Raw genomic sequence first — 23,106 nt, 5'->3', positions numbered from 1 at the left:
CCGCGAAGTAACCTTCATGCAGCATTTGCAATCCCAGGTCCTGCCGTCGCCCGCTGACGACGATGAAATCGACCTGCTCCAACTCTTTGGCGTTCTCATCGACCACAAGTGGCTGATCGCAGGGATCACTGCTGGCTTCATGTTGGCAGGTACTGCCTACGCCCTGCTCGCAACGCCGATCTACCGCGCCTCCGCGACCATCCAGGTGGAACAGAAGTCGCCCGGTATTCCCGGCCTGACCGAGATGGGAGATCTTCTCGGCGCCCAATCGCCGGCAGTCACCGAGATTCAGTTGCTGACTTCGCGCAACGTGATCGGCAAGACCGTGGATGACCTGCGCCTGGACATCGACGTTCAGCCCTCCCGCTTCCCGCTGATCGGCAACTTCCTGGAGCGCCGCTACCAGCCCGAGCAGCCGGGCGACATCGCCTCTCCGGTCCTGGGCATGAGCCGCTTTGCCTGGGGTGGCGAGGAGCTGAACATCTTCCAGCTCGAGGTCCCGGCCGCTTTGCTGGAAAAGCCGCTCACCCTCATCGCAGGGGAAGCTGGCCAATTCCGCCTGCTCGACGATGACGACAATCTGCTCATTGAAGGTCAGGTCGGACAAAGCTACGACGTAAACGGCCTGAAGTTGCAGGTGCAGAATCTGCAAGCCAATCCCGGTACGCATTTCCAGGTGATCAAGCATCGTCGCCTGAGCACGATCCTGAATTATCAGGATGCCCTGAAAGTTTCGGAAACGGGCAAGGAGTCGGGCATTCTCGACCTGACGCTGGATGACGCCGATCCGGAGAAAGCGCAGGCCGTCCTCAACGAAATCAGCAATCAATACGTGCTGCAGAACGTCAAGCGTGCCTCTGCCGAAGCAGCTTCCAGCCTCGATTTCCTCCGTGGCCAACTGCCGGAAGTCCGCAAGGACCTGGAAACCGCCGAGAACGCCCTGAGCAGCTACCAGACCAAGGCCAAGTCCGCTGACATCAGCCTGGAAACCAAAGCCCTGCTCGACCAGAGCGTTGCCCTGGATACCAGCATCTCCGAGCTGAAACTTCAGCAAGCGGAAATGGACCGCAAGTTCACCCGCCAACACCCGGCTTATCAGGCCCTGGCCAGACAGATCGGCGAACTGACCGCCAAGCAGAATGGCTTGTCCAAGCGCGTCGAAAGCCTGCCGGAGACCCAGCAGGATCTGCTGCGCCTGACCCGCGACGTGGAAGTCAGTACCACCATCTATACCCAACTGCTGAACAAGAGCCAGGAGCTTGATGTCGTGCGTGCCGGCGCTGTAGGCAACGTTCGGGTGATCGATAGCGCCGATGTCGACATCACGAAACCGGTGAAACCGAAAAAGCCCATGATCGTTGCCATCGCGACAATGCTCGGCCTGTTCCTCGCGGTCGCCCTCGTCCTGCTGCGCAAGGCGTTCAACCGCGGCATCGAGTCCGCCGATGCCATCGAACAATTGGGTCTCCCGGTCTATGCGTCGGTCCCGTTCAGCACGCTGCACAAGAATGAGGAAGACCAGCGCAGCAGTGGCCGGAAAGGTAGCCGTGGCATTGCTCCGCTTCTGGCGACCAGCCATCCCACCGACCTGGCGATCGAATCCCTGCGCAGTCTGCGTACAAGCCTGCACTTCGCCATGCTGGAGTCCGGTGACAATCGTCTGATGATCTCCGGCCCGAGCCCCGACGTCGGCAAATCCTTCGTGAGTTCAAACCTCGCCGCGGTGATCGCCCAGACCGGCCAGCGCGTTCTGCTGATCGATGTCGACATGCGCAAGGGCTACCTGCACAAGACTCTCGGCGCCAGCGAAAAAGTCGGTCTGTCCGACCTGCTCATCCAGCGTTGCAGCTTCGAACAGGCGCTGCAGCCGACCAAGGTGGAAAATCTCTTCTTCATCTCCCGCGGAGAAATCCCACCGAATCCGTCCGAATTGCTGATGCATCCCAACTTCACCGATGTGCTTGAAGCAGCGAGCAGTTCGTTCGACCTGATCATCCTCGACACCCCTCCCCTGCTGGCCGTCACCGACGCCGCGATTGTCGGACATCAGGCCGGCACCAGCTTGATCGTCACACGCTTCGGCCAGAACGCCCCTCGCGAGATCGAGCTGACCATCCGCCGCTTCGCGCAGAACGGCATCCAGCTCAAGGGCGCCATCCTCAACGGTGTCGAGCGACGTGCGGCGGATTACTACGGGAATGGGACGTACAGCAACTATCAGTATGAGTATCTCTCGGATAAGTCCTGATACCTCGAGAGAGCCCCGCTAGGGGAGAAAGAAATGCAAGCCACATTCCAAAAGCGTTGGTACCTAGTGCAATGTAAGCCGCGACAGGACGCTCGCGCGCTAGAAAATCTGCAATACCAGGGATACCTGTGCCTTTTTCCGACACGCCAGATTGAAAGTTTACGAAACGGTAAATTGTCATGCCAGGAAGAGCCACTGTTTCCAGGTTACATTTTTATAGAACTGGATAACGAAAAAGATAATTGGATGCCAATTCGATCTACTCGTGGAGTCAGTCACATTGTTCGATTTGGAGCAATGCCACTACAAGTTCGAAACGAAGTAATAGACAAATTTAGGACACCCCAACCATTAAAAAAAGCAGAATTTAATCAAGGAGAAAAAGTAGTCATAAACTGCCTGGGAACAAATGAAATAGACGCTATTTTCCTAAAAAAGGATGGAGCAGAAAGATCAGTGTTGCTACTTAACCTCCTGCAACGAGAACTTCAGATAAAAACAGCAAATAAAAATATCTCAAGAGCAAATTAAGAAGATCAAATTTTGATCTGCGCCGCAAGCATCACCAACCCTAACCATACGCATAAACAATTTGTAACGCCACGTCTCAGGAACTAAACGAAAAATCCTGGGCGGTAGCGTGGATAGATATAAATGGACGAAACTAAACATACGATCATAACATACGGCACGTTTGACCTTTTTCATCACGGCCACCTAAAACTCCTAATGCGTCTTAAGAGCATAGGCGGCAAGCTAATCGTCGGGGTATCCACCGACGAATTCAATGAGCTAAAAGGTAAAAAAACAATAATTCCGTTCTTAGAAAGGATAGAAATTGTTAACTCTATAAAATATGTAGACCAAGCAATACCGGAGAGTTCCTGGGGACAAAAAGAGCAAGACATAAAAAGCTTTGGAGTTACTACACTAGGGATGGGCGATGATTGGGCCGGGAAATTTGACCACCTGCAAGATCTATGCAATGTAATATACCTCCCAAGAACAGAGGGAATATCCAGCACACAAATAAAAAAGACCTTAAGCCACTTCAACCATGAACATATATCAACACTAAAATCCTCGTTAGACACCATTTCATCTATAATTGAAAAGCTAAGTTAATACGGATGCCAGACCTAAAATCCATTCAACGTGCTCTAACCCACCCCCTACTCAAAAATACGTTTTTTGCGACACTCACCCAATTATCAAATTTCCTCCCACTATTACTTGTCCCAATCCTGACTAGTAGAATGGGGCTTGAAACCTTCGGCACCATAGCCCTAGCATTGTCCCTAACGCAACTATCGATCATAATAACCGATTTTGGATATGGATTATCTAGCACATATAAAATTTCCAGAAACCTAGATGACAAACATGCCATCAACAATTTAATAGGCTCAGTATTTATTGGAAAAATCCCACTAACCCTATTTGCATCCGCAGTAACAATTGGGTTCCCAATACTCTCCCCTCAATACAGAGACAGCATGCCAATTTTCATGTTGGCTATACTTCCTATAATAGGACAGGCATACCAAGCTAACTGGCTATTCATAGGACTGGAAAATCTAAAATCTATAACTCTTTATACCGTCGGATCAAAAATCCTTTACTTTATATTCATAATTCTCACGATAAAATCCGACCAAGACGCTTACTTGGTGATATTAGGGTGGGGGGCCGCTCAGATTTTAGCGGCCATACTCTCGACGCTGCATTTATATAAGATTGGGTATTCCATCCGTATCCCGTCCTTTAGAATAATACTGGAAGAATTCCTAAGCGCCGTACCGTTTTTCATTTCAAGACTAGCAGTGGCCTCCTACACGACAGCATCTACTGCAATTGTTAGCCTAGCCGGCCCTATACAAACAGCGCACTTCTATGCCTGCCAGCAAATCTATAAGGCTGGTGCAGCACTTCCAGTTAATCAAGTACTCTACCCATATATGGCAAAGAGGCCGAACTGGCGTGCTTTTCTGATTATAACCGCTTGTGCGACATCATTATTGACATGCATTTCTTCTTTTCTAATTTTTTTCTCAGACGACATTCTGATATGCACATTAGGCGCAGAATTTGGAGAGGCAAAGTATACTTTCAGTGCAATGTTATTCGCTATGGTATTCAGCTACCTAGCCACTTCTTTCGGATATCCCGCATTCTCAGCTATCAACAAGTTGGATATTGCCAACAGAACAGTGGTAATAGCTGCAGTATTTAACGCCGCAGTACTTTTCACGCTGTACACCTTAGACAACATAAGCGCACTAACCATCTCTCTTTCAGTGCTGGCAACTGAAATTTTAGTTTTCATCTCACGCTCCACTTTATTACTCTTAATACTAAAATCTCACAATAAAATACCCGTAAAATAGAACATACATAATGAAGAAGCCTATAAGTCGAAAACTACTTCACCTAACCAGATCAATAGCTATTTCTTTGCTAGGTTTAGCCAGCCACTTTTCATCGAAGAAGAATATAATAATAAGCTCTGGATTCAATCGCTTCACGGGGTATCCTCGCGATCTATTCGAGGCGCTATCAAACAACGCAGAGTTTGCAAAATTCACCTATTGGAGCCACGATGGCCCTCCCCCCCTTAACAAACTTCAAACCAGCTCAGATAAATTTATAAGAAAGTACTCTGTCAGGTGGTTTCTCACCATATTCAACTCACGTTGCTTAGTCTTCTCCCATGACAGTACTGATATAACTCCCATCCCGCCACCCTGGTCCATAAAAATCAATCTATGGCATGGAAGACCAATTAAAAGTATTGGTTTCGACAGCAAAGTAGAACAACGCTGGATAGAACTCAAAAGCCGCTTAAATATTCCACTTCCTTATATAGAATGGGATTATGTCTTCGCCCATGATGCAGAGCACGTAAAAATAATATCAAGCGCTTGGCGGGTCTCCTCCAAAAAAATAATAAGGCTGCACCCCAAAATATCCCGCCCCCCCAAAAAAGCCGAGTCAATTTCAAGTCGCGAAGAAAAGTACATTATTCTCTACGCTCCTACATTTAGAGATTACCCGTATTATCCAGAACTTCTAAAAAACCCTCTATTAGAAAGCTGGCTTACGGTCAACAATGCGTTGCTTCTTTATAAAGCTCATCCATCAAGGGGCGAGAAAATAGCCTCCCCACACACGAGCAACATAATTGACATCACACAGGAAGGAGACCTAGATAAGCTATTTAAAAAGGCTGACCTTCTCATATCAGATTATTCATCCATTGCATTTGACTTTATTCTAACGGGAAAGCCTTCAATTTTCCTTTGGGATGATATTTCTCAATACAAACTCAGCAACGATATTTACTTGAATGAGGATGCTTTTAATCCAAGCTCCCTATTCATGTCGTCAACGCAGATTCTATCTCAGCCAATTAAAGAATTATTAAAATCACCTGTAACCCCGTTCATCACTCACCCCTACAAGCAACTTGACCTTGAACAGTTCAGAAAAATTCTCCAAGCGAAAAATTGAAGCCATATTAACGCTGATATTGCTTGATCAGATATTCTTTGGCGCCATAAAAAGGATTCTATACTCGATAGGAGGGAGAGATATTATATATTATGGCTATCTCGCCATACTTCCGACGATATGCACCACTTATTTTTTAGTACTAATAATAAAAAACCGCTTTAAGCTGCCTGGTCTCGGCCCGATAACAAGACCTTACTACCTATTTCTTTTAAACTGCATAGTAATATCCTGCATAAACGGAATAAGTGAAAAAACCGCGCTCAGCTTTTTTCACACATATTAAATATTGCTCGCCCTTCCATTAATCATAGCAACTAACAAAAAAGGCATCGACACAGTAGTCCTTTTTCGAAAAGCAATTATAATTTCGCTTCCGATAGTAACACTCCATACCATATTGCATATTCTTTTTGGAATCTTGCCATTCGAAAAAGGATGGGCAGCAGATAGTTGGTCATCCCTATATATCGGAAGTAATGAAGATTCAAAAGTATTTAGAGCGTTTGCGTCATTCGAAGACCCAGGTTATCTGAGCACTTATTTTCTATTCTCTGCTCTAATCTTGCATGCGTTACCGATCAAAAGTAAGATTCTTAACAGAATAATAGTAATTTCTTGCGTTCTCCTTGCCCTCGCCCCTTTAAAAACCACACCTGCGCTCGCACTACTAGTTTCGTGCTCCATAGTATATATATCCAATCGCATCAATCAAAAACAAGTAGCGTATAAATTAACAATTTTTACTCTCTCGCTCATCGCAACATTCATCTTAAGCATAAACTCACTAAACCTAAACTTTGCCGAAAACTCATCCAGCTACATAATTCAAGAAAGAATGAGCATGGGCACGTTAAAAGCAAGAATAATAAAGTACGAAAAAATAATCTCTGCAATCAAAGAAAACCCCTTTGGACATGGATCCAATTATATATCGATGGCTAACATTGGCGACAATGAAGGAATAATCGACTCAGACTCGCAGTATTTTACCTTATCAGCAAACTTCGGAATTCAAGGGCTTTTACTATATTTCATAATACTCCTTAGCCCCATAAAAAAGATAAAGAGCCTTCCACAGAGCGAACGACTCTGGATTGCAGCTCCAATTTTTATATTAATCATGTCCTTCACAACCGAAATACTGTCCACGCGTTTTATATTTCTAGCGTCCATACTAATTACAGCAGCAATCCTATCACGCCATGAAAAATCAAGGGCTATTTCTAATCCACCTTCGAGGACCAATTAACGGCGCCAAGGTTGTCTCGAGGATAATCCACAATAACCTCAAGGAAAATTACACTTTTATTGATATTGCATCAGATAACAACGAACGATCAACCCCGGGAAAATTTGAAGCGGAAAAACTTTTTGAAGGTCTTATTTATACGATAAGAATCTTCAAATCCTTTATTACGGAAAAGCCAAAATTTATATACTTCTCATTTACGCCAACTGGATTTGCAAAGCTGCGGGATTACGCAATTTCTATCGGACTAAACCTCTTGGGAGCCAAGCGAATAATCTATCACTTCCACGCAGAATTCGATTTAAACAAAAAGCCAAATCTCGTAGATCGATTTATATTCAGAAATGCTGAAGCAATTTGCATAAATCCCAGCCACTCACGTCGCATCCATCAGCAGACAACGATAAAAGAAAAGAACATTCACACAATACCAAATAGAATATTAGACAGGAACGAGTTCAACTCTCGAGATTTTAATTACCTAATTAAAAGAAGATTGTTTAGCAAAAAAATAAACATACTTTTTTTCTCAAACCTTACATTTGGGAAAGGGGCTGAAATTGCTATTGAGGCTTTTTTTAAACTAAAAATTAAATATCAAAACGCAACGCTTACCATCGCGGGGAAGCCCTTAGACCCCATATATGTAAACACCCTTAAATCCCTCTGCAATAGAGAACCAGAGTATGCAAAGGATATTAATTTCTTTGGCGCAGTCAGCAAAGAAGACAAATATACAATTTTTCGTGACGCATCCATCTTTCTATTTACAAGCGAATTAATCGAAACATTTGGACTGGTTAACTTAGAAGCACTTAGTTATGGACTCCCAATTGTATCCCTAAGAACCCCGGCATCTCATTATTTTATCGAAGATGGTCGAAATGGATTCATAGCGGACAGCATTGGTGAAGTTTCGGAAAAGCTAGAAATTCTAGTTGATTCTGCCCAGCTTCGCCGAAAAATGATGAGCGAATCTATTGTTAAATGCCAAAGTTTCTTCATAGAAAACTTTATATTAGAGATAAAAAATGCAATCGACCCACAATAAAGACATATCCTCTTTCGCGATCCTCATTGTAACGCACAATCACGCCCCACACATTTCAAAACTTATTTCATCTTGCCGGAACGTATCTCATATACCAATATATATTTGCGATGCTGCATCAACCGACGACACCTATGAACAACTCCAGCGAGAAATTAACGGAAATACTTCCTTTCACCTGACTAGAAAAAACAGACTTGAGAGCTTCTCAAAGAACAACAACGATCTAATCAGAAAACACTCCTTACAAGGAAAAAATATAATATTAATAAACCCAGACTGCTACTTCGAGAAGAGCGCTTTTGAAAATTTTATAACGCAGGTAGGTCTCGTGAGTGAGATTGGCGTTGCAGCCCCATTACTACACTACCCGGATGGGTCAATTCAGGTTTCCTGGAGGAAATTTCCTACTTTAACAGCCTTTCTAAAAAACAGATTCAAAAAAACCGAGTCCATCAACAACCATTATCTAAATGAAATAAAAAGCAACATCTTTGAAATTGAATGGGCGCTAGGGGCATTTCTATTTATATCTTCCAAACTCACCAATACTCCACCTTTAGATGAAAGATACCGACTATATTGTGAGGATTCTGATATATGCATGCAAGCACATGCAAAAAACTTGCGAGTAGTCGGCATAAAGACAGTTGGAATTCATCACGCTCTCCAAGAGAGAAGCACTAAGTCCCCACTATCAAAGTACAACTACTGGAATTTCTCTAGCGGAATAAAGTTTGCCATAAAATGGAACAGAAGATATATCCAGAATATTTCTCAAAAATAACAAAGCCGCTCCACTCATTCGCCCCAATGACTTACCACCTTCTTCATCTAAAAACTGGAATAAAGCAATGAATAGGATGGATCGCGGGATTCTTCGTCCACATCAAGCCACCATTTCCATCCTACAGAAGTTGCTCGACCTCGCCGTGATATGCATCGGCATGGAAGCAGTGATCGAAGCCAACGCTGTACAGTGGGACTACTCCGCCGTCATCGCTATTCTATTTGCGATGGTGATCTTCTACCTGCTCGGCGACTTCGGGAAGTTGTACACCTCATGGAGGGGTGAGCGGAGTCGCGAAGAACTGCGCAAGGTAAGTGGAATCTGGGCGGTGACTTTTGCCGGAATCGCAGTGACCGATTACCTGAGCCCTGAAATTACCGTGCTCAATGGTACGGGGCAGACTCTGTGGTTCTCTCTGGTGCTGAGTGGCCTCTGTGGCTATCGCATTCTGTTGCGCCTGGGGCTGCACGCTTTACGCCGCCGCGGTGTTAATACCCGCTCAGTCGCAATTGCTGGAGCAGGGAAGCTGGGTCAGCGGCTGGCCACCAGTATTGCCAGCGCCCCCTGGATGGGTCTGGAGCTGGCTGGCTTCTACGATGACAAACGTCATGAACCGGTCGGCGTGGGTAAAGGAAAGGTCAAGTTGCCGATTTCCGGTGACCTGGATGCCTTGGTCGAACGTGCACGTGCCGGTGATCTCGACCGCATCTACATTGCTCTACCGATGCGCAGCGAGAAGCGAATCAAGTGGCTGGTGGAGCAATTGAGCGATACCACCACCTCGGTCTACATCATTCCCGATGTGTTCGTCTTCGACCTGCTCCACGCTCGCGCGCAGAACATCGACGGCATCCCCACCATTAGCATCTTCGACAGCCCAATGGTTGGTGCCAGTGCCCTGGTCAAGCGTCTGGAAGACGTCGTGCTGTCCTCGCTGATCCTGTGCCTGATCGCACTTCCGATGATCGTGATTTCCGCAGCCGTCACGCTCACGTCTGCTGGCCCGGTGTTCTTCCGCCAGAAGCGTTACGGCATCGACGGTCGCTCCATTGAGGTATGGAAGTTCCGCAGCATGCGCGTCATGGAAAATGGCGCGACGGTCACCCAGGCCACTCGCAACGACAGCCGAATTACGCCGCTGGGAGGCTTCTTGCGTCGAACCTCGCTGGACGAGCTACCTCAGTTCATCAACGTGTTCCTCGGTGATATGTCCATCGTCGGTCCGCGTCCGCACGCCATTGCGCACAACGAGGAATACCGGGGCCAGATCAGCAGCTATATGCTGCGTCACAAGGTGAAGCCAGGAATCACCGGCTGGGCTCAGGTGAATGGCTGGCGGGGTGAAACGGATACGCTGGAGAAGATGCAGAAGCGGGTGGAGTTCGACCTGGCCTACATCAACAACTGGTCACTCTGGTGGGACCTGAAGATCGTATTTCTCACCCTGTTCAAGGGCTTCGTCCACAAGAACGCCTACTAGCTAAGCCCTCGCAGATTTAGCGATTTTACTGCCCTCTCTGGCCGTCATTTTCCTACAGCCGCTACCAACTCCTATTGCTAACCTCCGCAGCCTCCCGGCCCGCAGCCTCGCGCGCAGGGCTTCCGGCGACGGCATTTCTCCTCGCCATTTTCCATACCTTCTTGTGTAGCCTCCCATGATTCGCCCATTGTCTCTCGCCATCCTGTCCGCCCTTGCGCTTCAGGGGTGCATGTTCTCCCCCGGCCAAAACCTGGATACCGGACGTCTGATGCAGGAAGATTCGGCCGAATCCAGCCGTGTCCAGCTCGTTCAGATCACCCCGAAGCTGCTCACAGTCGAGGCTGCGACGCAGGCAGCGGGCGCTATTCCGGAAGAGCTGGTCGGCTTTAAGCCCGAGAGCTATCTAATCGGCGCCGGCGATCTGCTCTACATCACGGTTTGGGATCATCCCGAGCTGACGTCGCCGGCGGGCCAACAGCAGCAGACCGATGCCAACGGGCGCCTGGTAAGGCCGGACGGTAGCCTGTTCTACCCCTATGTCGGCACGCTGAAAGTGGCCGGCAGAACAATCGAGGATGTACGCCGGACCATCAGCAACGCATTGGCCACCTACGTCGAGCAACCTCAGGTGGACATCGCCGTGCTGCGCTTCGCTAGCCAGCGCGTCGTACTCAACGGCGCCTTCGTTAAGGCGGGCCCGCAGGCGATTACCACTACGCCGCTGACACTGATGGAAGCCATCGGCGCGGCGCAACTGGATACGACCAACGCTGACCTTTCCGGCCTGACTCTGCAACGTGGTAACCAGACCTTCCACCTGAACCTGGACTCCCTGAATACAGCGCAAGGCTCGGACCTGTACAACCTGTATCTGAAGGATGGGGACCGCATCTACCTGCCGTACAACGACCGCAAGAAGGTCTACCTGATGGGCGAAGTCAACGCACCACGTGCGCTGACCTTCAAGACCCGTGAGATGAACCTGGCTGATGCGTTGGGTAGCGTCGGCGGCCTGAACCAGACCACGGCCAACGGCAAGGCGGTCTACGTCATTCGCGGTGTAGAAAATCTGGAAACCGAGCGCGCCAAGGTCTTCCAGCTCGATGCCGACTCTCCTACAGCCTTCATCCTCGCCCAACAGTTCCAGTTGCAACCGCAGGATGTCGTCTATGTCGGTCCGGCCAGTGTGACTCGCTGGAACCGCCTGATCAGCCAGCTCGTGCCGTCCGCTGGCATTTTGGGGACCGGTTCGACCATCCAGCGCAACCTCAATACCAACTGATAGGACACCATGAACGCCTATCGTCTTCTGGCGCTAGCGGCGCTTGCCTCTTCGCTGTGCGCGTGCAACTCGCTGATGCGGGCATCGCTGGACACCCTGGGCGCCAGCCTCAGCGGCCCAGCATCGTTGGACGTGACGCGCGACCAGGTCGACGCCGTGCCCTACTACCAGATCGAGGTCACCACCGAGTATGGCTCGGCGGTGATGGCACTGGTGCGCGTCAAAGGCGACCTGCAGTACTGGCGAGCCTCCTCGAACCAGTTGCTGCTCCTGCAGGACGGCATAGTGGTACGCACGCTGGGCTTCCCGAATGACCTGCTGGGAACCCGGCTGGCCGCCGACTCTCCATTCCACAGTGGCCTGCAACATGTTGCCAATGAGCAGATCAGCCAACGCTGGGTTGATCTGGGCCCGAACTATCAATTGGGCATCCCGCTCGATGGCAACCTGCGTCGTGCGGGAATGGAGACCGTCAGCATCCTGGGGCAGGAACACTCCCTGTTGCGGATCGACGAACACCTGCGTGCCCCTGTCGAAGGTATGAGCGGCACCAACAGTTACTGGATCGACCCCAGTGACGGCTTCATCATGCAAAGCCGCCAGCAGGTCACCCCCAGCCTGCATGTCACCCTCACTCAATTGCGACCTTACAAGGGACAGCCATGAGAATCATCAGGCTGGCCCTGCTGGCGGCCAGCGTCGTTGCCAGTTTCAGCGCTGTCGCAAATACCCGCATAGAAGTCCTGGGCGAAATGCCTTATGCCGGCGAAGTTGAAATCCTCGAGGGCCTACGCCTGGGCGAATTGCTGCAACAGGTGCAGATCGATCCCCAGGGCTACTGGCTCGGTGCGTCCTGGCAACGCCAAAGCCTGAAGCAACAACAGCGGCGATTGAAGGCAGGCGTTCTGTTCGATCTGCTCCAGGTCCAGCGCCTGGCCATGCTTCAGGGAAATCCCGGACTCGCCTCCCTCGCCACACATCTGGGCGAAAAGGTATCCGCGCTTCCAGTCACCGGCCGCCGCATCTATCACCTGGACCCGTTGGCGTTGGAACTGAATGCCAAGCACTCACCAAAACTCGAGGGCGGTGACCGGCTGATCTTCCCGCCGCGGCCGGACAGTATTCATATCACCGGAGCCGTTGCCGAGGATTGCACCCTGGCCTTCGCACCGCTGCAAGCCGCTTATCGCTATGCGCAACAGTGCCCTGCCCTGGCCGATGCCGACCCGGATTATCTCTACCTGATCCAGCCTGATGGCCAGGTCACCCGTCTCGGCGTGGCCCTCTGGAATCGCGAGGAACAAGCAGCGCCACCCGCCCCGGGTGCCGTGTTGCTCGTTCCTCTGGATGCCTCCGAGATAAAGACCAGCGCACCGGATCTCAACCGCGAGCTGGCTGAATTCCTCGCCACCCAAACGCTGACTTCGGAGTCGCCATGAATCGCCGCCACGGCCTTTACCTGCTGCTGGCGGGCGCCAGCCTGGCGGGCGCTGATCCTCGCTATACCCAGAACGATTTCGGTGGGGTGGGACTGCTGCAAACGCCGACGGCGCGCATGGCGCCTGCGGGCGAGATCAGCGTCAATGCCAACCGCACCGATCCCTATACGCGCTACAGCTTTTCCTTGCAGCCATTCGACTGGATGGAGGGCACGTTCCGTTATACCTCTATCAGCAACCGCAAGTATGGTGCTGAGGATTTCAGTGGCGACCAGAGCTACAAGGACAAAGCGTTCGACGTCAAATTCCGCCTCGTACAGGAAGATCGCTGGACGCCGGCGATTGTACTGGGCGGCAGAGATATCGGCGGTACCGGGCTGTTTTCCAGTGAGTATTTCGTAGCGAACAAGCGGGTTGGTGATCTCGATTTCAGTCTGGGCATAGCCTGGGGTTACATCGGTAACCGTGGCGAACTGGACAACCCACTGGGTTGGATCGATGATCGCTTCAAAACTCGCCCCGTGCCCGACTCCGACGTTTCGCGCGCAGGTACGGTTGATTCCAACGCCTACTTCCGCGGCCGCCCCTCCCTCTTCGGTGGCATCAACTGGCAAACGCCCTGGGCGCCGCTCGCATTCAAACTTGAATACGACGGCAACGACTACCAGCACGAGCCGCTAAACAACCGGCAGAAACAAGACTCGCCCTTCAACATCGGCCTGGTCTACAAGGCCAGCGATGCGATCGACCTGACCGCCGCCTTCGAGCGCGGCAACACCGCCATGTTCGGCATCACCCTGCACACCAATTTCGCCACCCGCACCGCACCAGCAAAAGTGCGCGACCCGGCACCAGAACCGCTGAAGGACCAAGCAGCCCCACAAGGCCAGGACTCCGTAGACTGGGCCGACGTCTCCCATCGCCTCGAAGAAAACGCCGGCTACAAGGTGGATCGCATCACCCGCAAGGACAGCGAAGTAGTGGTCTACGGCGAACAGACCCGTTTCCTGTATCCGCCCGAAGCGGTTGGCCGCACTGCGCGCATTCTCGACAACAGCACCGACGACGAGGTGAAGTGGTTTACCGTCGTCGATACGCGCTATGGCCAGCCCATCGTCGAAACCAGCGTGCCACGCAAGGTATTCCGCGACGTGGCCAACCAGGAGCGCCCACTGGACGACCTGCGCCGTACCACCGAGCAGACCGTGCCGTTGCCGCAGCAAGAAACCGTCCTGTACCAACAGAAGCCTGATCCGTTCAGCTACAACCTCGGCCTCGGCTACAACCAGAGCATCGGTGGTCCGGACAACTTCCTGCTTTACCAATTCACCGCCGACCTGGAGAGCGAATATCGCTTCACTCCCAGCCTGTGGGCGAATGGCCTGCTCAGCGTCAACCTGATCAACAACTATGACGACTTCAAGTACGACGCGCCGAGCAACCTGCCGCGGGTTCGTACCGACATCCGCCAGTACATGACCGACTCCAGCGTCATGATGCCGACCTTCCAGTTGAACAAGACTGCACGGCTGGACCAGGATCTCTACGGCATGGTCTACGGCGGATATCTGGAAACCATGTACGCAGGCGTCGGCGGCGAACTGCTGTACCGGCCCATGGGCAAGGAATGGGCGCTGGGTGCCAACCTCGACCTCGTACGGCAGCGCGATTTCGACCAGCACTTCGGCCTGCGCGACTACCAGACCGCCACCGGCTTCGTCACGCTCTACTGGCAGACCGGCTTCGAAGACATACTCGCCCAGGCCAGCGCAGGTCGATACCTGGCTCGCGACTGGGGCGGCACTCTGGATCTGTCTCGGCAGTTCAAGAACGGCGTGCGTTTCGGCGCCTGGGTGACCCTCACCACCGCCGACAAGGAAGCCTACGGCGAAGGCAGCTTTGACAAGGGCATCTATGTCTCCATCCCCTTCGACGAGCTGATGAGCACCTCTACCATGCGCCGCGCCAACCTGACCTGGGATCCGCTGACCCGCGATGGCGGTGCACGTCTGAACCACTACTACTCGCTCTACGACCTCACCGAAGGGCGTGATCCGGTCATGTTCCAGAACCTCTTCGGGCGGATCGTGGAGTGAGTCTCCCGACCGCCCGCAATGGCATGCACCTGAGTGCTATCCGCGCCAAGCCACCCTTCCGCTAAATACTGACACTGCAACAGGTACCTTTTTCATGTCGATTCTCGTGACCGGCAGCGCCGGCTTCATCGGCGCCAATTTCGTACTCGATTGGCTGGCCCATCATGACGAGCCTGTCGTCAGCTTCGACAAGCTGACCTATGCAGGGAACCGTCAAAATCTCGAGAGCCTGGAGAGCGACCCGCGACACTCTTTCGTTGTCGGCGATATAGGTGACTCGACCCTCGTCTCCGAGCTCCTGCTCCAGCATCGCCCGCGGGCTGTGCTCCATTTTGCCGCTGAATCTCACGTCGATCGCTCGATCGAGGGGCCCGAAGAGTTCATCCAGACCAACATTGTCGGCACCTTCCGCCTGCTCGAATGTGTTCGCTCCTACTGGGCATCGCTACCCTCAGAACAGAAACAGGCCTTTCGCTTTCTCCATGTATCGACCGATGAAGTCTATGGATCGCTTCTCCCGGACGCTCCAGCCTTCACTGAGCAACACCGCTACGAGCCCAACAGCCCTTACTCCGCTTCCAAGGCTGCATCGGATCATCTTGTACGCGCTTACCACCACACCTACGGGCTGCCTGTACTGACAACCAACTGCTCGAACAACTACGGCCCCTATCACTTCCCGGAAAAGCTGATTCCCCTGGTCATCCACAACGCGCTGGCTGGTAAGCCCTTACCGATTTACGGCGACGGACAACAGATTCGCGACTGGCTCTACGTCAAGGATCATTGCAGCGCAATTCGTCGAGTGCTGGAAGCCGGCACTCTGGGGGAAACCTACAACGTTGGCGGGTGGAACGAGAAGGCCAATATCGAAGTCGTGCGCGCCCTGTGCAAGATTCTCGATCAGGAATGCCCTCGTCTCGACGGGGCCTCGTATTCCCAGCAGATCACCTTCGTCAAGGATCGCGCCGGGCATGACCGTCGCTACGCAATCGATGCAAGTCGCCTGGAGCGTGAACTGGGCTGGCGGCCACAGGAGACCTTCGAGTCGGGCATTCGAAAAACCGTTCGCTGGTACCTGGATAACCAAGCCTGGGTCAGCAATGTCACCAGTGGCGCCTATCGCGATTGGGTAGGCAGGCAGTACGCATGAGCAGGATTCTACTGCTGGGCGCCAATGGGCAAGTCGGCTGGGAGTTGCAGCGAGCCCTGGCACCGCTGGGCGCCTTGATCGCCCGTGATCGGAGCGGTGGCGACCTGAACGATCCCGAGGGCCTGAAATTCCTCATTTCCAAGATCCGTCCTACGGTCATCGTCAACGCAGCCGCCTATACGGCAGTCGACAAGGCCGAATCCGATGTCGCCGGTGCCTACCGTATCAATTGCGACGCCGTGGCTGCCATTGCCCAGGCCGCCAAGGAGTTGGATGCCTGGCTGGTGCACTACTCGACGGATTACGTGTTCGACGGCCAGTCCTCTGATCCACTCGACGAGCTGGCGAGAACGGGACCGCTGAATATATACGGCGAGTCCAAGCTGGAAGGCGAAGATGCCATTCGTGCCAGCGGTTGCCGCCACCTGATTTTCCGCACCAGTTGGGTCTACGCGGCAAGAGGCAGTAATTTCGCCCGTACCATTCTGCGCCTGGCTGCCGAACGTAACGAACTCAAGGTCGTCGCGGACCAGATCGGCGCCCCGACGAGCGCCGAGCTGATCGCCGACGTAACGGCCCTTGCTCTCTTCAAGCTGCTCGACAACCAGACACTGCAGAAGTCCGCCGGTGGCACCTATCACCTGGTTGCAACGGGTGAGACCAGTTGGCATGGCTTCGCTCGATTCCTCGTTCGCGAAGCAAGACTCGCAGGCATACCACTGGCACTCGACGAAGAAAAGGTGCTGCCCATCAGCACCGAAGAGTATCCCCTCCCGGCCAGGCGCCCGCAGTACTCGCTGCTGAGCACTCGCAAGTTGCAACGCACCTTTGGCATCAACCTCCCTGACTGGCAGCAATACGCACAGCGCGCCATTCAGGAACTCGCAGGAAACAAGGCATGAAACGCAAGGGAATCATTCTTGCGGGTGGCTCAGGCACTCGGCTCCACCCGGCAACGCTCGCCCTCTCCAAACAACTGCTGCCGATCTACGACAAGCCCATGATCTATTATCCGTTGAGCACACTCATGCTCGCGGGGATTCGCGACATCCTGATCATCTCCACGCCGCAGGACACCCCTCGCTTCGAGCAGCTTCTAGGCGATGGAAAACGTTGGGGGCTGAACCTCGAATACGCTGTCCAGCCGTCCCCCGATGGTTTGGCCCAGGCCTTCCTGATCGGCGAACAGTTCCTCGGCGATGCCCCCTGTGCGCTGGTCCTGGGCGACAACATCTTCCATGGCCACCACTTCCCCGAACTGCTGCGCAGTGCCATGCAACGCCCCGCAGGCGCTAGTGTGTTTGCGTACCATGTCCAGGACCCGGAGCGTTACGGCGTCGTCGAATTCGACGCACATGGCAAGGCCATAAGCCTCGAAGAAAAGCCCACGTCCCCCAAGTCCAAGTATGCCGTCACTGGTCTGTACTTCTATGACAATCAGGTCGTGGAGCTGGCCAAGAGCATCAAGCCCTCGGCCAGGGGAGAACTGGAGATTACCGACCTCAATCGCCTGTATCTGGAAGCCGGGCAACTGTCCGTCGAGATCATGGGCCGCGGCTACGCGTGGCTGGATACCGGCACGCACGACTCGCTGCTGGAAGCTGGCCATTTCATTTCCACACTGGAAAAACGCCAGGGGCTGAAAGTCGCGTGCCCGGAAGAAATTGCCTTCCGCCAGAAGTGGATCACCGCCGATCAACTTGCCGCGCTGGCTGAGCCGCTTTGCAAGAACGAGTACGGCAAGTACCTCAAGCGCGTACTCGAAGAGACCATCTACTGATGAAAGCCACTCCTCTTGCCCTGCCCGAAGTATTCCGTATCGAGCCCAGAGTGTTTGGCGATGATCGAGGATTCTTTTTCGAAAGCTTCAATCATGCCCACTTCGAGGAAGCCATCGGTCGCAAAGTCCAGTTCGTTCAGGACAACCATTCCCGGTCTGGCCGAGGTGTTCTGCGCGGCCTGCATTACCAGATGGAACAGCCACAGGGAAAACTGGTTCGCGTCACCCACGGCACGGTCTTCGACGTTGCCGTTGATCTGCGTCGCTCCTCGCCAAATTTTGGGCGATGGGCAGGCGCGTTGCTCAGCGCCGAAAACAAGCATCAGCTGTGGGTACCGGAAGGCTTCGCCCATGGCTTCGTGGTTCTCAGCGAAACCGCTGACTTCCTTTACAAGACGACCGACTACTACGCTCCCCAGCACGAGCAATGCATTCGCTGGGACGATGCGGAGCTGAACATTGACTGGCCGCTAGCCGACCTTGGCGCAGTAGCCATCAGCCTCTCAGCCAAAGATCAGGCAGGTGTCGCGTTGAGGGACGCTCAGACGTATTCCTGAGTTCTCAGCACGGGCGGTCGTGCGCGAGACAAGAGCTGGATCATGGCGCCGAAACCAAAGTCATCCACAATGGTCTGACGCGCCTGGATCCAAGGAGAGTCTGCGTATGAAAGCCCTTCCCCTGCTGCTGATGACCGGCCTGCTCGCTGCCTGCGGTACCACCGCCACCGGCGACAAGGCGTCGCTTGATGGCGAAGTCTTCTACCTGCAGCGCATCGCCCTGCCGCCGACGGCGCAGGTCACCGTGAGCCTGCAGGATGTGTCGCTGGCCGATGCTCCGGCTGTCGATCTCGCGCAACAGCAGTTGGAGTCCGGCCGCCAGGTGCCGCTGGCGTTCCATCTGGATTACGACCGTAACCAGGTCAAGCCGGGCCACAGCTATGCCGTCAGCGCTCGCATCGAGGATGGCGGCCGTCTGCTGTTCATTACCACTGAACGCCACAGCGTGAAGCTCGATGGCAGCGATCCGCAGCCTCTGCAAGTACGCGTCGACCCTGTGCGCTGATTCACCGCGCCGCCGGGTTTTCCCCGGCGGCCTTCCTCCGTTAATCTCCCCCCTCCACTTTCCAGGTCGGCGGTCTTGAAAACCGTTGCCTCTCGTCCAAGGAAGTCTTGATGCTGCGATTCCCCGTTCTGCTGGCCGGCGCCCTGCTGTCCGTCAATGCCTTCGCCCTGTCTGTCTCCGACCTCAGCCAGAGCGACGCCACCGGAGGCCTGAAGGACGCGCTGACCCAGGGCGCGCAGGTTGCCGTCAAGCAGCTCAGCCAGCCTGGCGGCTTCAGTAATGATCCGGCCGTGCGTATCGAGTTGCCCGGCAAGCTCGGCAAGGCGGCCAAGACCATGAAGCAGTTCGGCATGGGCGCCCAGGTCGACCAGCTCGAAGCGAGCATGAACAAGGCCGCCGAGGCCGCCATGCCGCAGGCCCAGGCGCTGCTGGTGGATGCGGTGAAGAAAATGACCGTCAAGGACGCCAAGGGCATCCTCCAGGGCGGCGACGACTCGGCCACCGAGTACCTCGATCACAGCAGCCGCGCGCAACTGCGCGCCAAGTTCCTGCCGATCATCAAGCAGGCCACCGATCAGGTCGGCGTGGCCAAGCAGTACAACGCCTTCGCCAGCCAGGCTGCTGCCTTTGGTGTGGTCGACGCGAAGAGCGCGAACATCGAGAACTACGTGACCGAGGAGGCGCTGGACGGCCTGTTCGAGATCATCGCCCAGCAGGAAAAGACCATCCGCCAGAACCCGACCGCAGCGGCGACTGGGCTGGCGAAGAAGGTGTTCGGAGTGCTCTGAGTCTGCGGCCGCAAGAGCATTCGCGAGCAAGCTCGCTCCTACAGATAAGAAAAAGCCCGGCCAATGCCGGGCTTTTTCATGTCCGCTCGATTCTGCGCCGTCCCTAGACCTCTTTCTTCACCCTGAACCACGCCGCATACAGCGCCGGCAGGAACAGCAGCGTCAGCGCCGTGGCGACGATCAAGCCGCCCATGATCGCCACGGCCATCGGGCCGAAGAACACGCTGCGCGACAGCGGGATCATCGCCAGTACGGCGGCCAACGCGGTGAGGACGATGGGACGGAAGCGCCGCACAGTGGCCTCGATGATGGCGTGCCAGGTGTCGAGACCGTGGGCGCGGTCCTGTTCGATCTGGTCCACGAGGATCACCGAGTTGCGCATGATCATCCCCGCCAGGGCGATGGTGCCGAGCATGGCGACGAAGCCGAAGGGCTTCTGGAACACCAGCAGGAACAGGGTCACGCCGATCAGCCCCAGGGGCGCGGTGAGGAACACCATGATCATCCGCGAGAAGCTGCGTAGCTGGATCATCAGCAGGCTCAGTACCACCACGATGAACAGCGGCACGCCGGCATTCACCGAGTTCTGGCCCTTGGCCGAATCCTCCACGGTGCCGCCGACGTCCAGCAGGTAGCCATCGGGCAGCTCGGCGCGGATCGGATCGAGGGTCGGCGAGATCTGCTTGACCAGGGTTGCCGGCAGCGAGTCGTCGTAGATGTCGGCCCGCACGGTCACGGTGGGCAGGCGATTGCGCCGCCAGATGATGCCTTCCTCGAAGCCGTACTCCAGGGTTGCCACCTGCGACAGCGCCACGCTGCGGCCGCTGCTGGTCTGCATCGACAGGCTGGGCAGCTGCGACAGGTCATGCCGGCCGCGCTCGTCGCCGCGCAGGAGGATTTCGATCAGCTCGTTGTCCTCGCGGTAGTAGCTGACGGTGGAGCCGGTCAGCGAGCTCTGCAGGAACTGCGAGATGTCCGCGGTGCTCACGCCCAGGGCGCGGGCGCGTTCCTGGTCGATGTCGAGGAAGATGGCCTTGCTCGGCTCTTCCCAGTCCAGGTGCACGTTCACCACGTGGGGGTTCTCGCGCATCTTGTCGGCGACCTTGCGCGCCAGCTCGCGGACCTCCGGGATGTGCTCGCCGGACACGCGGAACTGCACCGGGTAGCCCACCGGCGGCCCGTTCTCCAGGCGGCTGATGCGGGTGCGCAGGGTCGGGAAGTCCTCGTTCATGTGCTTGATCAGCCACTGGCGGACTTCTTCACGGGACTCCAGGCTTTTCGCCAGGACCACGAACTGGGCGAAGCTCGCCGCCGGCAGTTGCTGGTCCAGCGGCAGGTAGAAGCGCGGCGAACCGGTGCCAACGTAGGCCACGTAGTTTTCGATGCCCGGCTGCTCGGCGAGCATCTTCTCCAGGCGCTGCACCTGTTCGGTGGTGGCGGTGAGCGAATCGCCCTCGGCCAGCTTCAGGTCCACCAGCAGTTCCAGGCGCGCCGATGGCGGGAAGAACTGCTGCGGCACCAGGCGGAACAGCATGATCGAGCCGATGAAGGCCGCCACGGTGAGCAGGATCACGGTCTTGCGGTAGCGCACACACCACTCCACCACGCGGCGGAAGCGCTGATAGAAGGGGGTGGAATACGGATCGTGGCCCTTGTCGGTGCCACCGTGCTTCTCCGCGTAGCGCTTGGCCAGGTCGGGCAGCAGCTTGGCGCCCAGGTAGGGCACGAAGACCACGGCGGCGATCCACGACACCAGCAGGGCGATGGTCACCACCTGGAACAGCGAGCGCGTGTACTCACCGGTACCCGACTGCGCGGTGGCGATGGGCAGGAAGCCGGCGGCCGTGACCAGCGTGCCGGTGAGCATGGGGAAGGCCGTGCTGGTCCAGGCGAAGCTCGCCGCCTTGAGCCGGTCGTAACCCTGCTCCATCTTCACCGCCATCATCTCCACGGCGATGATCGCGTCGTCCACCAGCAAGCCCAGCGCCAGCACCAGCGCGCCGAGGGAAATCTTGTGCAGGCCGATGCCGAAGTAGTACATGCAGGCGAAGGTCATCGCCAGCACCAGCGGGATCGACAGCGCCACCACCAGGCCAGTGCGCAGGCCGAGGGAGAAGAAGCTCACCAGCAGCACGATGATCAGCGCCTCGGCCAGCACGCGGACGAACTCGCCCACGCCTTCGCGCACCGCCGCCGGCTGGTCGGAGACCTTGCGCAGCTCCATGCCTGCTGGCAGCGTCTGCTGCAGGCGCTCGAACTCGGCGTCGAGCTTCTGGCCCAGCACCAGGATGTCGCCGCCGTCCTTCATGGCCACGGCGATGCCGATGGCGTCCTCACCCATGAAGCGCATGCGCGGCGCGGGCGGGTCATTGAAGCCACGGTGCACGTCGGCGACGTCGCCGATGCGGAAGGTGCGGTCGCCGACGCGGATCGGGAAGGAGCGGATGTCCTCCACCGAGTCGAAGCGCCCGGAGACGCGCAGTTGCACGCGGTCGGTCGCAGTTTCGAAGAAGCCGGTGGCAGTCACCGCGTTCTGGTCTTCCAGCGCCTTCTGCACCGCCGCCAGCGGCAGGCCGAGGGTGGCGAGCTTGGTGTTGGACAGGTCGATCCAGATTTTTTCGTCCTGCAGGCCGACCAGCTCGACCTTGCCGACGTCCTTGATGCGCTGCAATTGCAGCTGCAGGCGGTCGGCGTAGTCCTTGAGCACCGCGTAGTCGAAGCCCTTGCCCGACAGCGCGTAGATATTGCCGAAGGTGGTGCCGAATTCGTCGTTGAAGAACGGCCCCTGGATGCCCTGCGGCAGGGTGTAGCGGATGTCGTTGACCTTCTTGCGGATCTGGTACCAGAGCTCGGGAATGTCGCGGGAATGGAAGTCCTCGCGGGCGACGAAGGTCACCTGGGATTCGCCGGGGCGGGAGAAGGAGATGATGCGGTCGAAGTCGCCGGTCTCCATCAGCTTCTTCTCGATGCGCTCGGTGACCTGGCGCGAGACTTCCTCGGCGGTCGCGCCCGGCCAGTTGGTCTTCACCACCATGGCCTTGAAGGTGAACGGCGGGTCCTCGCTCTGCCCCAGCTTGGAGTAGGACAGCGTGCCGACGATGCCCAGCAGGAGCATCAGGTAGAGGACGATGGAGCGGTTGTGCAGCGCCCAGGCGGAAAGGTTGAATTGCATCGG

At 55.0% G+C, this 23,106-nt stretch carries 20 protein-coding genes; 19 read left to right on the top strand and 1 reads right to left on the bottom strand.

What is annotated here, in order from left to right; genetic code table 11:
• The first annotated feature begins 16 nt into the window (after positions 1 to 16).
• From HNP46_RS26270 to HNP46_RS26180, 19 genes are all read left to right on the top strand, one after another.
• Complete coding sequence (locus tag HNP46_RS26270; protein ID WP_184594872.1) at positions 17 to 2,248, top strand: polysaccharide biosynthesis tyrosine autokinase; 2,232 nt, start codon at positions 17 to 19, stop codon at positions 2,246 to 2,248.
• Positions 2,249 to 2,281: 33 nt separating this feature from the next.
• Entirely contained in the window at positions 2,282 to 2,779 is a 498-nt protein-coding gene (gene rfaH / locus HNP46_RS26265) for a transcription/translation regulatory transformer protein RfaH (RefSeq protein WP_184594870.1), read from the top strand.
• Between the two features lie 123 nt (positions 2,780 to 2,902).
• Positions 2,903 to 3,373, top strand: a complete 471-nt coding sequence (locus tag HNP46_RS26260; protein ID WP_184594868.1) for an adenylyltransferase/cytidyltransferase family protein — start codon at positions 2,903 to 2,905, stop codon at positions 3,371 to 3,373.
• 5 nt (positions 3,374 to 3,378) lie between these two features.
• Positions 3,379 to 4,635 carry an oligosaccharide flippase family protein gene (locus HNP46_RS26255; RefSeq protein ID WP_184594866.1) on the top strand — a complete coding sequence of 419 codons (1,257 nt, stop codon included), beginning with the start codon at positions 3,379 to 3,381 and terminating at the stop codon, positions 4,633 to 4,635.
• A gap of 10 nt (positions 4,636 to 4,645) precedes the next feature.
• Entirely contained in the window at positions 4,646 to 5,758 is a 1,113-nt protein-coding gene (locus HNP46_RS26250) for a CDP-glycerol glycerophosphotransferase family protein (protein ID WP_184594864.1), read from the top strand.
• A 289-nt stretch (positions 5,759 to 6,047) separates the two neighbouring features.
• The gene (locus tag HNP46_RS36245; RefSeq protein ID WP_184594862.1) at positions 6,048 to 7,010 is read left to right on the top strand and encodes an O-antigen ligase family protein; all 963 of its coding nucleotides are present in this window, start codon (positions 6,048 to 6,050) and stop codon (positions 7,008 to 7,010) included.
• Complete coding sequence (locus tag HNP46_RS26240; protein WP_184594860.1) at positions 6,964 to 8,061, top strand: glycosyltransferase family 4 protein; 1,098 nt, start codon at positions 6,964 to 6,966, stop codon at positions 8,059 to 8,061. The genes HNP46_RS36245 and HNP46_RS26240 overlap by 47 nt, the downstream gene beginning before the upstream one ends.
• Positions 8,042 to 8,848, top strand: a complete 807-nt coding sequence (locus HNP46_RS26235; RefSeq protein WP_184594858.1) for a glycosyltransferase family 2 protein — start codon at positions 8,042 to 8,044, stop codon at positions 8,846 to 8,848. Before HNP46_RS26240 ends, HNP46_RS26235 begins: the two co-directional genes overlap by 20 nt.
• A 67-nt stretch (positions 8,849 to 8,915) precedes the next feature.
• Complete coding sequence (locus HNP46_RS26230) at positions 8,916 to 10,331, top strand: undecaprenyl-phosphate glucose phosphotransferase (RefSeq protein WP_184594856.1); 1,416 nt, start codon at positions 8,916 to 8,918, stop codon at positions 10,329 to 10,331.
• A gap of 175 nt (positions 10,332 to 10,506) precedes the next feature.
• Positions 10,507 to 11,613, top strand: coding sequence for a polysaccharide biosynthesis/export family protein (locus HNP46_RS26225; protein WP_184594854.1), 1,107 nt, complete (start codon positions 10,507 to 10,509; stop codon positions 11,611 to 11,613).
• 9 nt (positions 11,614 to 11,622) lie between these two features.
• On the top strand, positions 11,623 to 12,279 hold the full coding sequence (locus tag HNP46_RS26220) for a YjbF family lipoprotein (RefSeq protein WP_184594852.1): 657 nt from the start codon (positions 11,623 to 11,625) through the stop codon (positions 12,277 to 12,279).
• Positions 12,276 to 13,052: a capsule biosynthesis GfcC family protein gene (locus HNP46_RS26215; RefSeq protein ID WP_184594850.1), complete on the top strand. Its 777-nt coding sequence runs from the start codon at positions 12,276 to 12,278 to the stop codon at positions 13,050 to 13,052. The genes HNP46_RS26220 and HNP46_RS26215 overlap by 4 nt, the downstream gene beginning before the upstream one ends.
• Entirely contained in the window at positions 13,049 to 15,148 is a 2,100-nt protein-coding gene (locus HNP46_RS26210) for a YjbH domain-containing protein (protein WP_184594848.1), read from the top strand. Before HNP46_RS26215 ends, HNP46_RS26210 begins: the two co-directional genes overlap by 4 nt.
• 94 nt (positions 15,149 to 15,242) lie before the next feature.
• Positions 15,243 to 16,301 (top strand): dTDP-glucose 4,6-dehydratase, encoded by a 1,059-nt coding sequence (gene rfbB / locus HNP46_RS26205; RefSeq protein ID WP_184594846.1) that lies wholly within the window; start codon positions 15,243 to 15,245, stop codon positions 16,299 to 16,301.
• Positions 16,298 to 17,203 (top strand): dTDP-4-dehydrorhamnose reductase, encoded by a 906-nt coding sequence (gene rfbD, locus HNP46_RS26200; RefSeq protein WP_184594844.1) that lies wholly within the window; start codon positions 16,298 to 16,300, stop codon positions 17,201 to 17,203. Before rfbB ends, rfbD begins: the two co-directional genes overlap by 4 nt.
• Positions 17,200 to 18,081, top strand: a complete 882-nt coding sequence (gene rfbA / locus HNP46_RS26195; protein ID WP_184594842.1) for a glucose-1-phosphate thymidylyltransferase RfbA — start codon at positions 17,200 to 17,202, stop codon at positions 18,079 to 18,081. Before rfbD ends, rfbA begins: the two co-directional genes overlap by 4 nt.
• Complete coding sequence (gene rfbC, locus HNP46_RS26190) at positions 18,081 to 18,638, top strand: dTDP-4-dehydrorhamnose 3,5-epimerase (RefSeq protein ID WP_184594840.1); 558 nt, start codon at positions 18,081 to 18,083, stop codon at positions 18,636 to 18,638. The genes rfbA and rfbC overlap by 1 nt, the downstream gene beginning before the upstream one ends.
• Positions 18,639 to 18,744: 106 nt before the next feature.
• Positions 18,745 to 19,143, top strand: a complete 399-nt coding sequence (locus HNP46_RS26185) for a YbaY family lipoprotein (protein WP_184594838.1) — start codon at positions 18,745 to 18,747, stop codon at positions 19,141 to 19,143.
• Between the two features lie 110 nt (positions 19,144 to 19,253).
• Complete coding sequence (locus tag HNP46_RS26180) at positions 19,254 to 19,931, top strand: DUF4197 domain-containing protein (RefSeq protein WP_184594836.1); 678 nt, start codon at positions 19,254 to 19,256, stop codon at positions 19,929 to 19,931.
• A gap of 103 nt (positions 19,932 to 20,034) precedes the next feature.
• Here HNP46_RS26180 and HNP46_RS26175 read toward each other — a convergent pair whose 3' ends face one another.
• Positions 20,035 to 23,103 carry an efflux RND transporter permease subunit gene (locus HNP46_RS26175; RefSeq protein ID WP_184594834.1) on the bottom strand — a complete coding sequence of 1,023 codons (3,069 nt, stop codon included), beginning with the start codon at positions 23,101 to 23,103 and terminating at the stop codon, positions 20,035 to 20,037.
• Positions 23,104 to 23,106: the final 3 nt, after the last annotated feature.

The sequence above is a fragment of the Pseudomonas nitroreducens genome (genome assembly GCF_014204515.1).
GTDB lineage: Bacteria > Pseudomonadota > Gammaproteobacteria > Pseudomonadales > Pseudomonadaceae > Pseudomonas > Pseudomonas nitritireducens_A.
Note: the sequence above shows the minus strand (reverse complement) of the source record. Positions and strands in the feature narration are given on the sequence as shown.

What these genes read in the sequence shown, in the direction of transcription:
- HNP46_RS26220 (WP_184594852.1), top strand. Translation starts at nt 11,623, where the DNA reads ATGAACGCCTATCGTCTTCTGGCGCTAGCGGCGCTTGCCTCTTCGCTG.
- HNP46_RS26235 (WP_184594858.1), top strand. Translation starts at nt 8,042, where the DNA reads ATGCAATCGACCCACAATAAAGACATATCCTCTTTCGCGATCCTCATT.
- rfbA (WP_184594842.1), top strand. Translation starts at nt 17,200, where the DNA reads ATGAAACGCAAGGGAATCATTCTTGCGGGTGGCTCAGGCACTCGGCTC.
- rfbB (WP_184594846.1), top strand. Translation starts at nt 15,243, where the DNA reads ATGTCGATTCTCGTGACCGGCAGCGCCGGCTTCATCGGCGCCAATTTC.
- HNP46_RS26270 (WP_184594872.1), top strand. Translation starts at nt 17, where the DNA reads ATGCAGCATTTGCAATCCCAGGTCCTGCCGTCGCCCGCTGACGACGAT.
- rfbC (WP_184594840.1), top strand. Translation starts at nt 18,081, where the DNA reads ATGAAAGCCACTCCTCTTGCCCTGCCCGAAGTATTCCGTATCGAGCCC.
- HNP46_RS26225 (WP_184594854.1), top strand. Translation starts at nt 10,507, where the DNA reads ATGATTCGCCCATTGTCTCTCGCCATCCTGTCCGCCCTTGCGCTTCAG.
- HNP46_RS26260 (WP_184594868.1), top strand. Translation starts at nt 2,903, where the DNA reads ATGGACGAAACTAAACATACGATCATAACATACGGCACGTTTGACCTT.
- HNP46_RS26215 (WP_184594850.1), top strand. Translation starts at nt 12,276, where the DNA reads ATGAGAATCATCAGGCTGGCCCTGCTGGCGGCCAGCGTCGTTGCCAGT.
- HNP46_RS26185 (WP_184594838.1), top strand. Translation starts at nt 18,745, where the DNA reads ATGAAAGCCCTTCCCCTGCTGCTGATGACCGGCCTGCTCGCTGCCTGC.
- HNP46_RS26210 (WP_184594848.1), top strand. Translation starts at nt 13,049, where the DNA reads ATGAATCGCCGCCACGGCCTTTACCTGCTGCTGGCGGGCGCCAGCCTG.
- HNP46_RS26175 (WP_184594834.1), bottom strand. Translation starts at nt 23,103, where the DNA reads ATGCAATTCAACCTTTCCGCCTGGGCGCTGCACAACCGCTCCATCGTC.
- rfaH (WP_184594870.1), top strand. Translation starts at nt 2,282, where the DNA reads ATGCAAGCCACATTCCAAAAGCGTTGGTACCTAGTGCAATGTAAGCCG.
- HNP46_RS26250 (WP_184594864.1), top strand. Translation starts at nt 4,646, where the DNA reads ATGAAGAAGCCTATAAGTCGAAAACTACTTCACCTAACCAGATCAATA.
- HNP46_RS26240 (WP_184594860.1), top strand. Translation starts at nt 6,964, where the DNA reads ATGAAAAATCAAGGGCTATTTCTAATCCACCTTCGAGGACCAATTAAC.
- HNP46_RS26180 (WP_184594836.1), top strand. Translation starts at nt 19,254, where the DNA reads ATGCTGCGATTCCCCGTTCTGCTGGCCGGCGCCCTGCTGTCCGTCAAT.
- HNP46_RS26230 (WP_184594856.1), top strand. Translation starts at nt 8,916, where the DNA reads ATGAATAGGATGGATCGCGGGATTCTTCGTCCACATCAAGCCACCATT.
- rfbD (WP_184594844.1), top strand. Translation starts at nt 16,298, where the DNA reads ATGAGCAGGATTCTACTGCTGGGCGCCAATGGGCAAGTCGGCTGGGAG.
- HNP46_RS26255 (WP_184594866.1), top strand. Translation starts at nt 3,379, where the DNA reads ATGCCAGACCTAAAATCCATTCAACGTGCTCTAACCCACCCCCTACTC.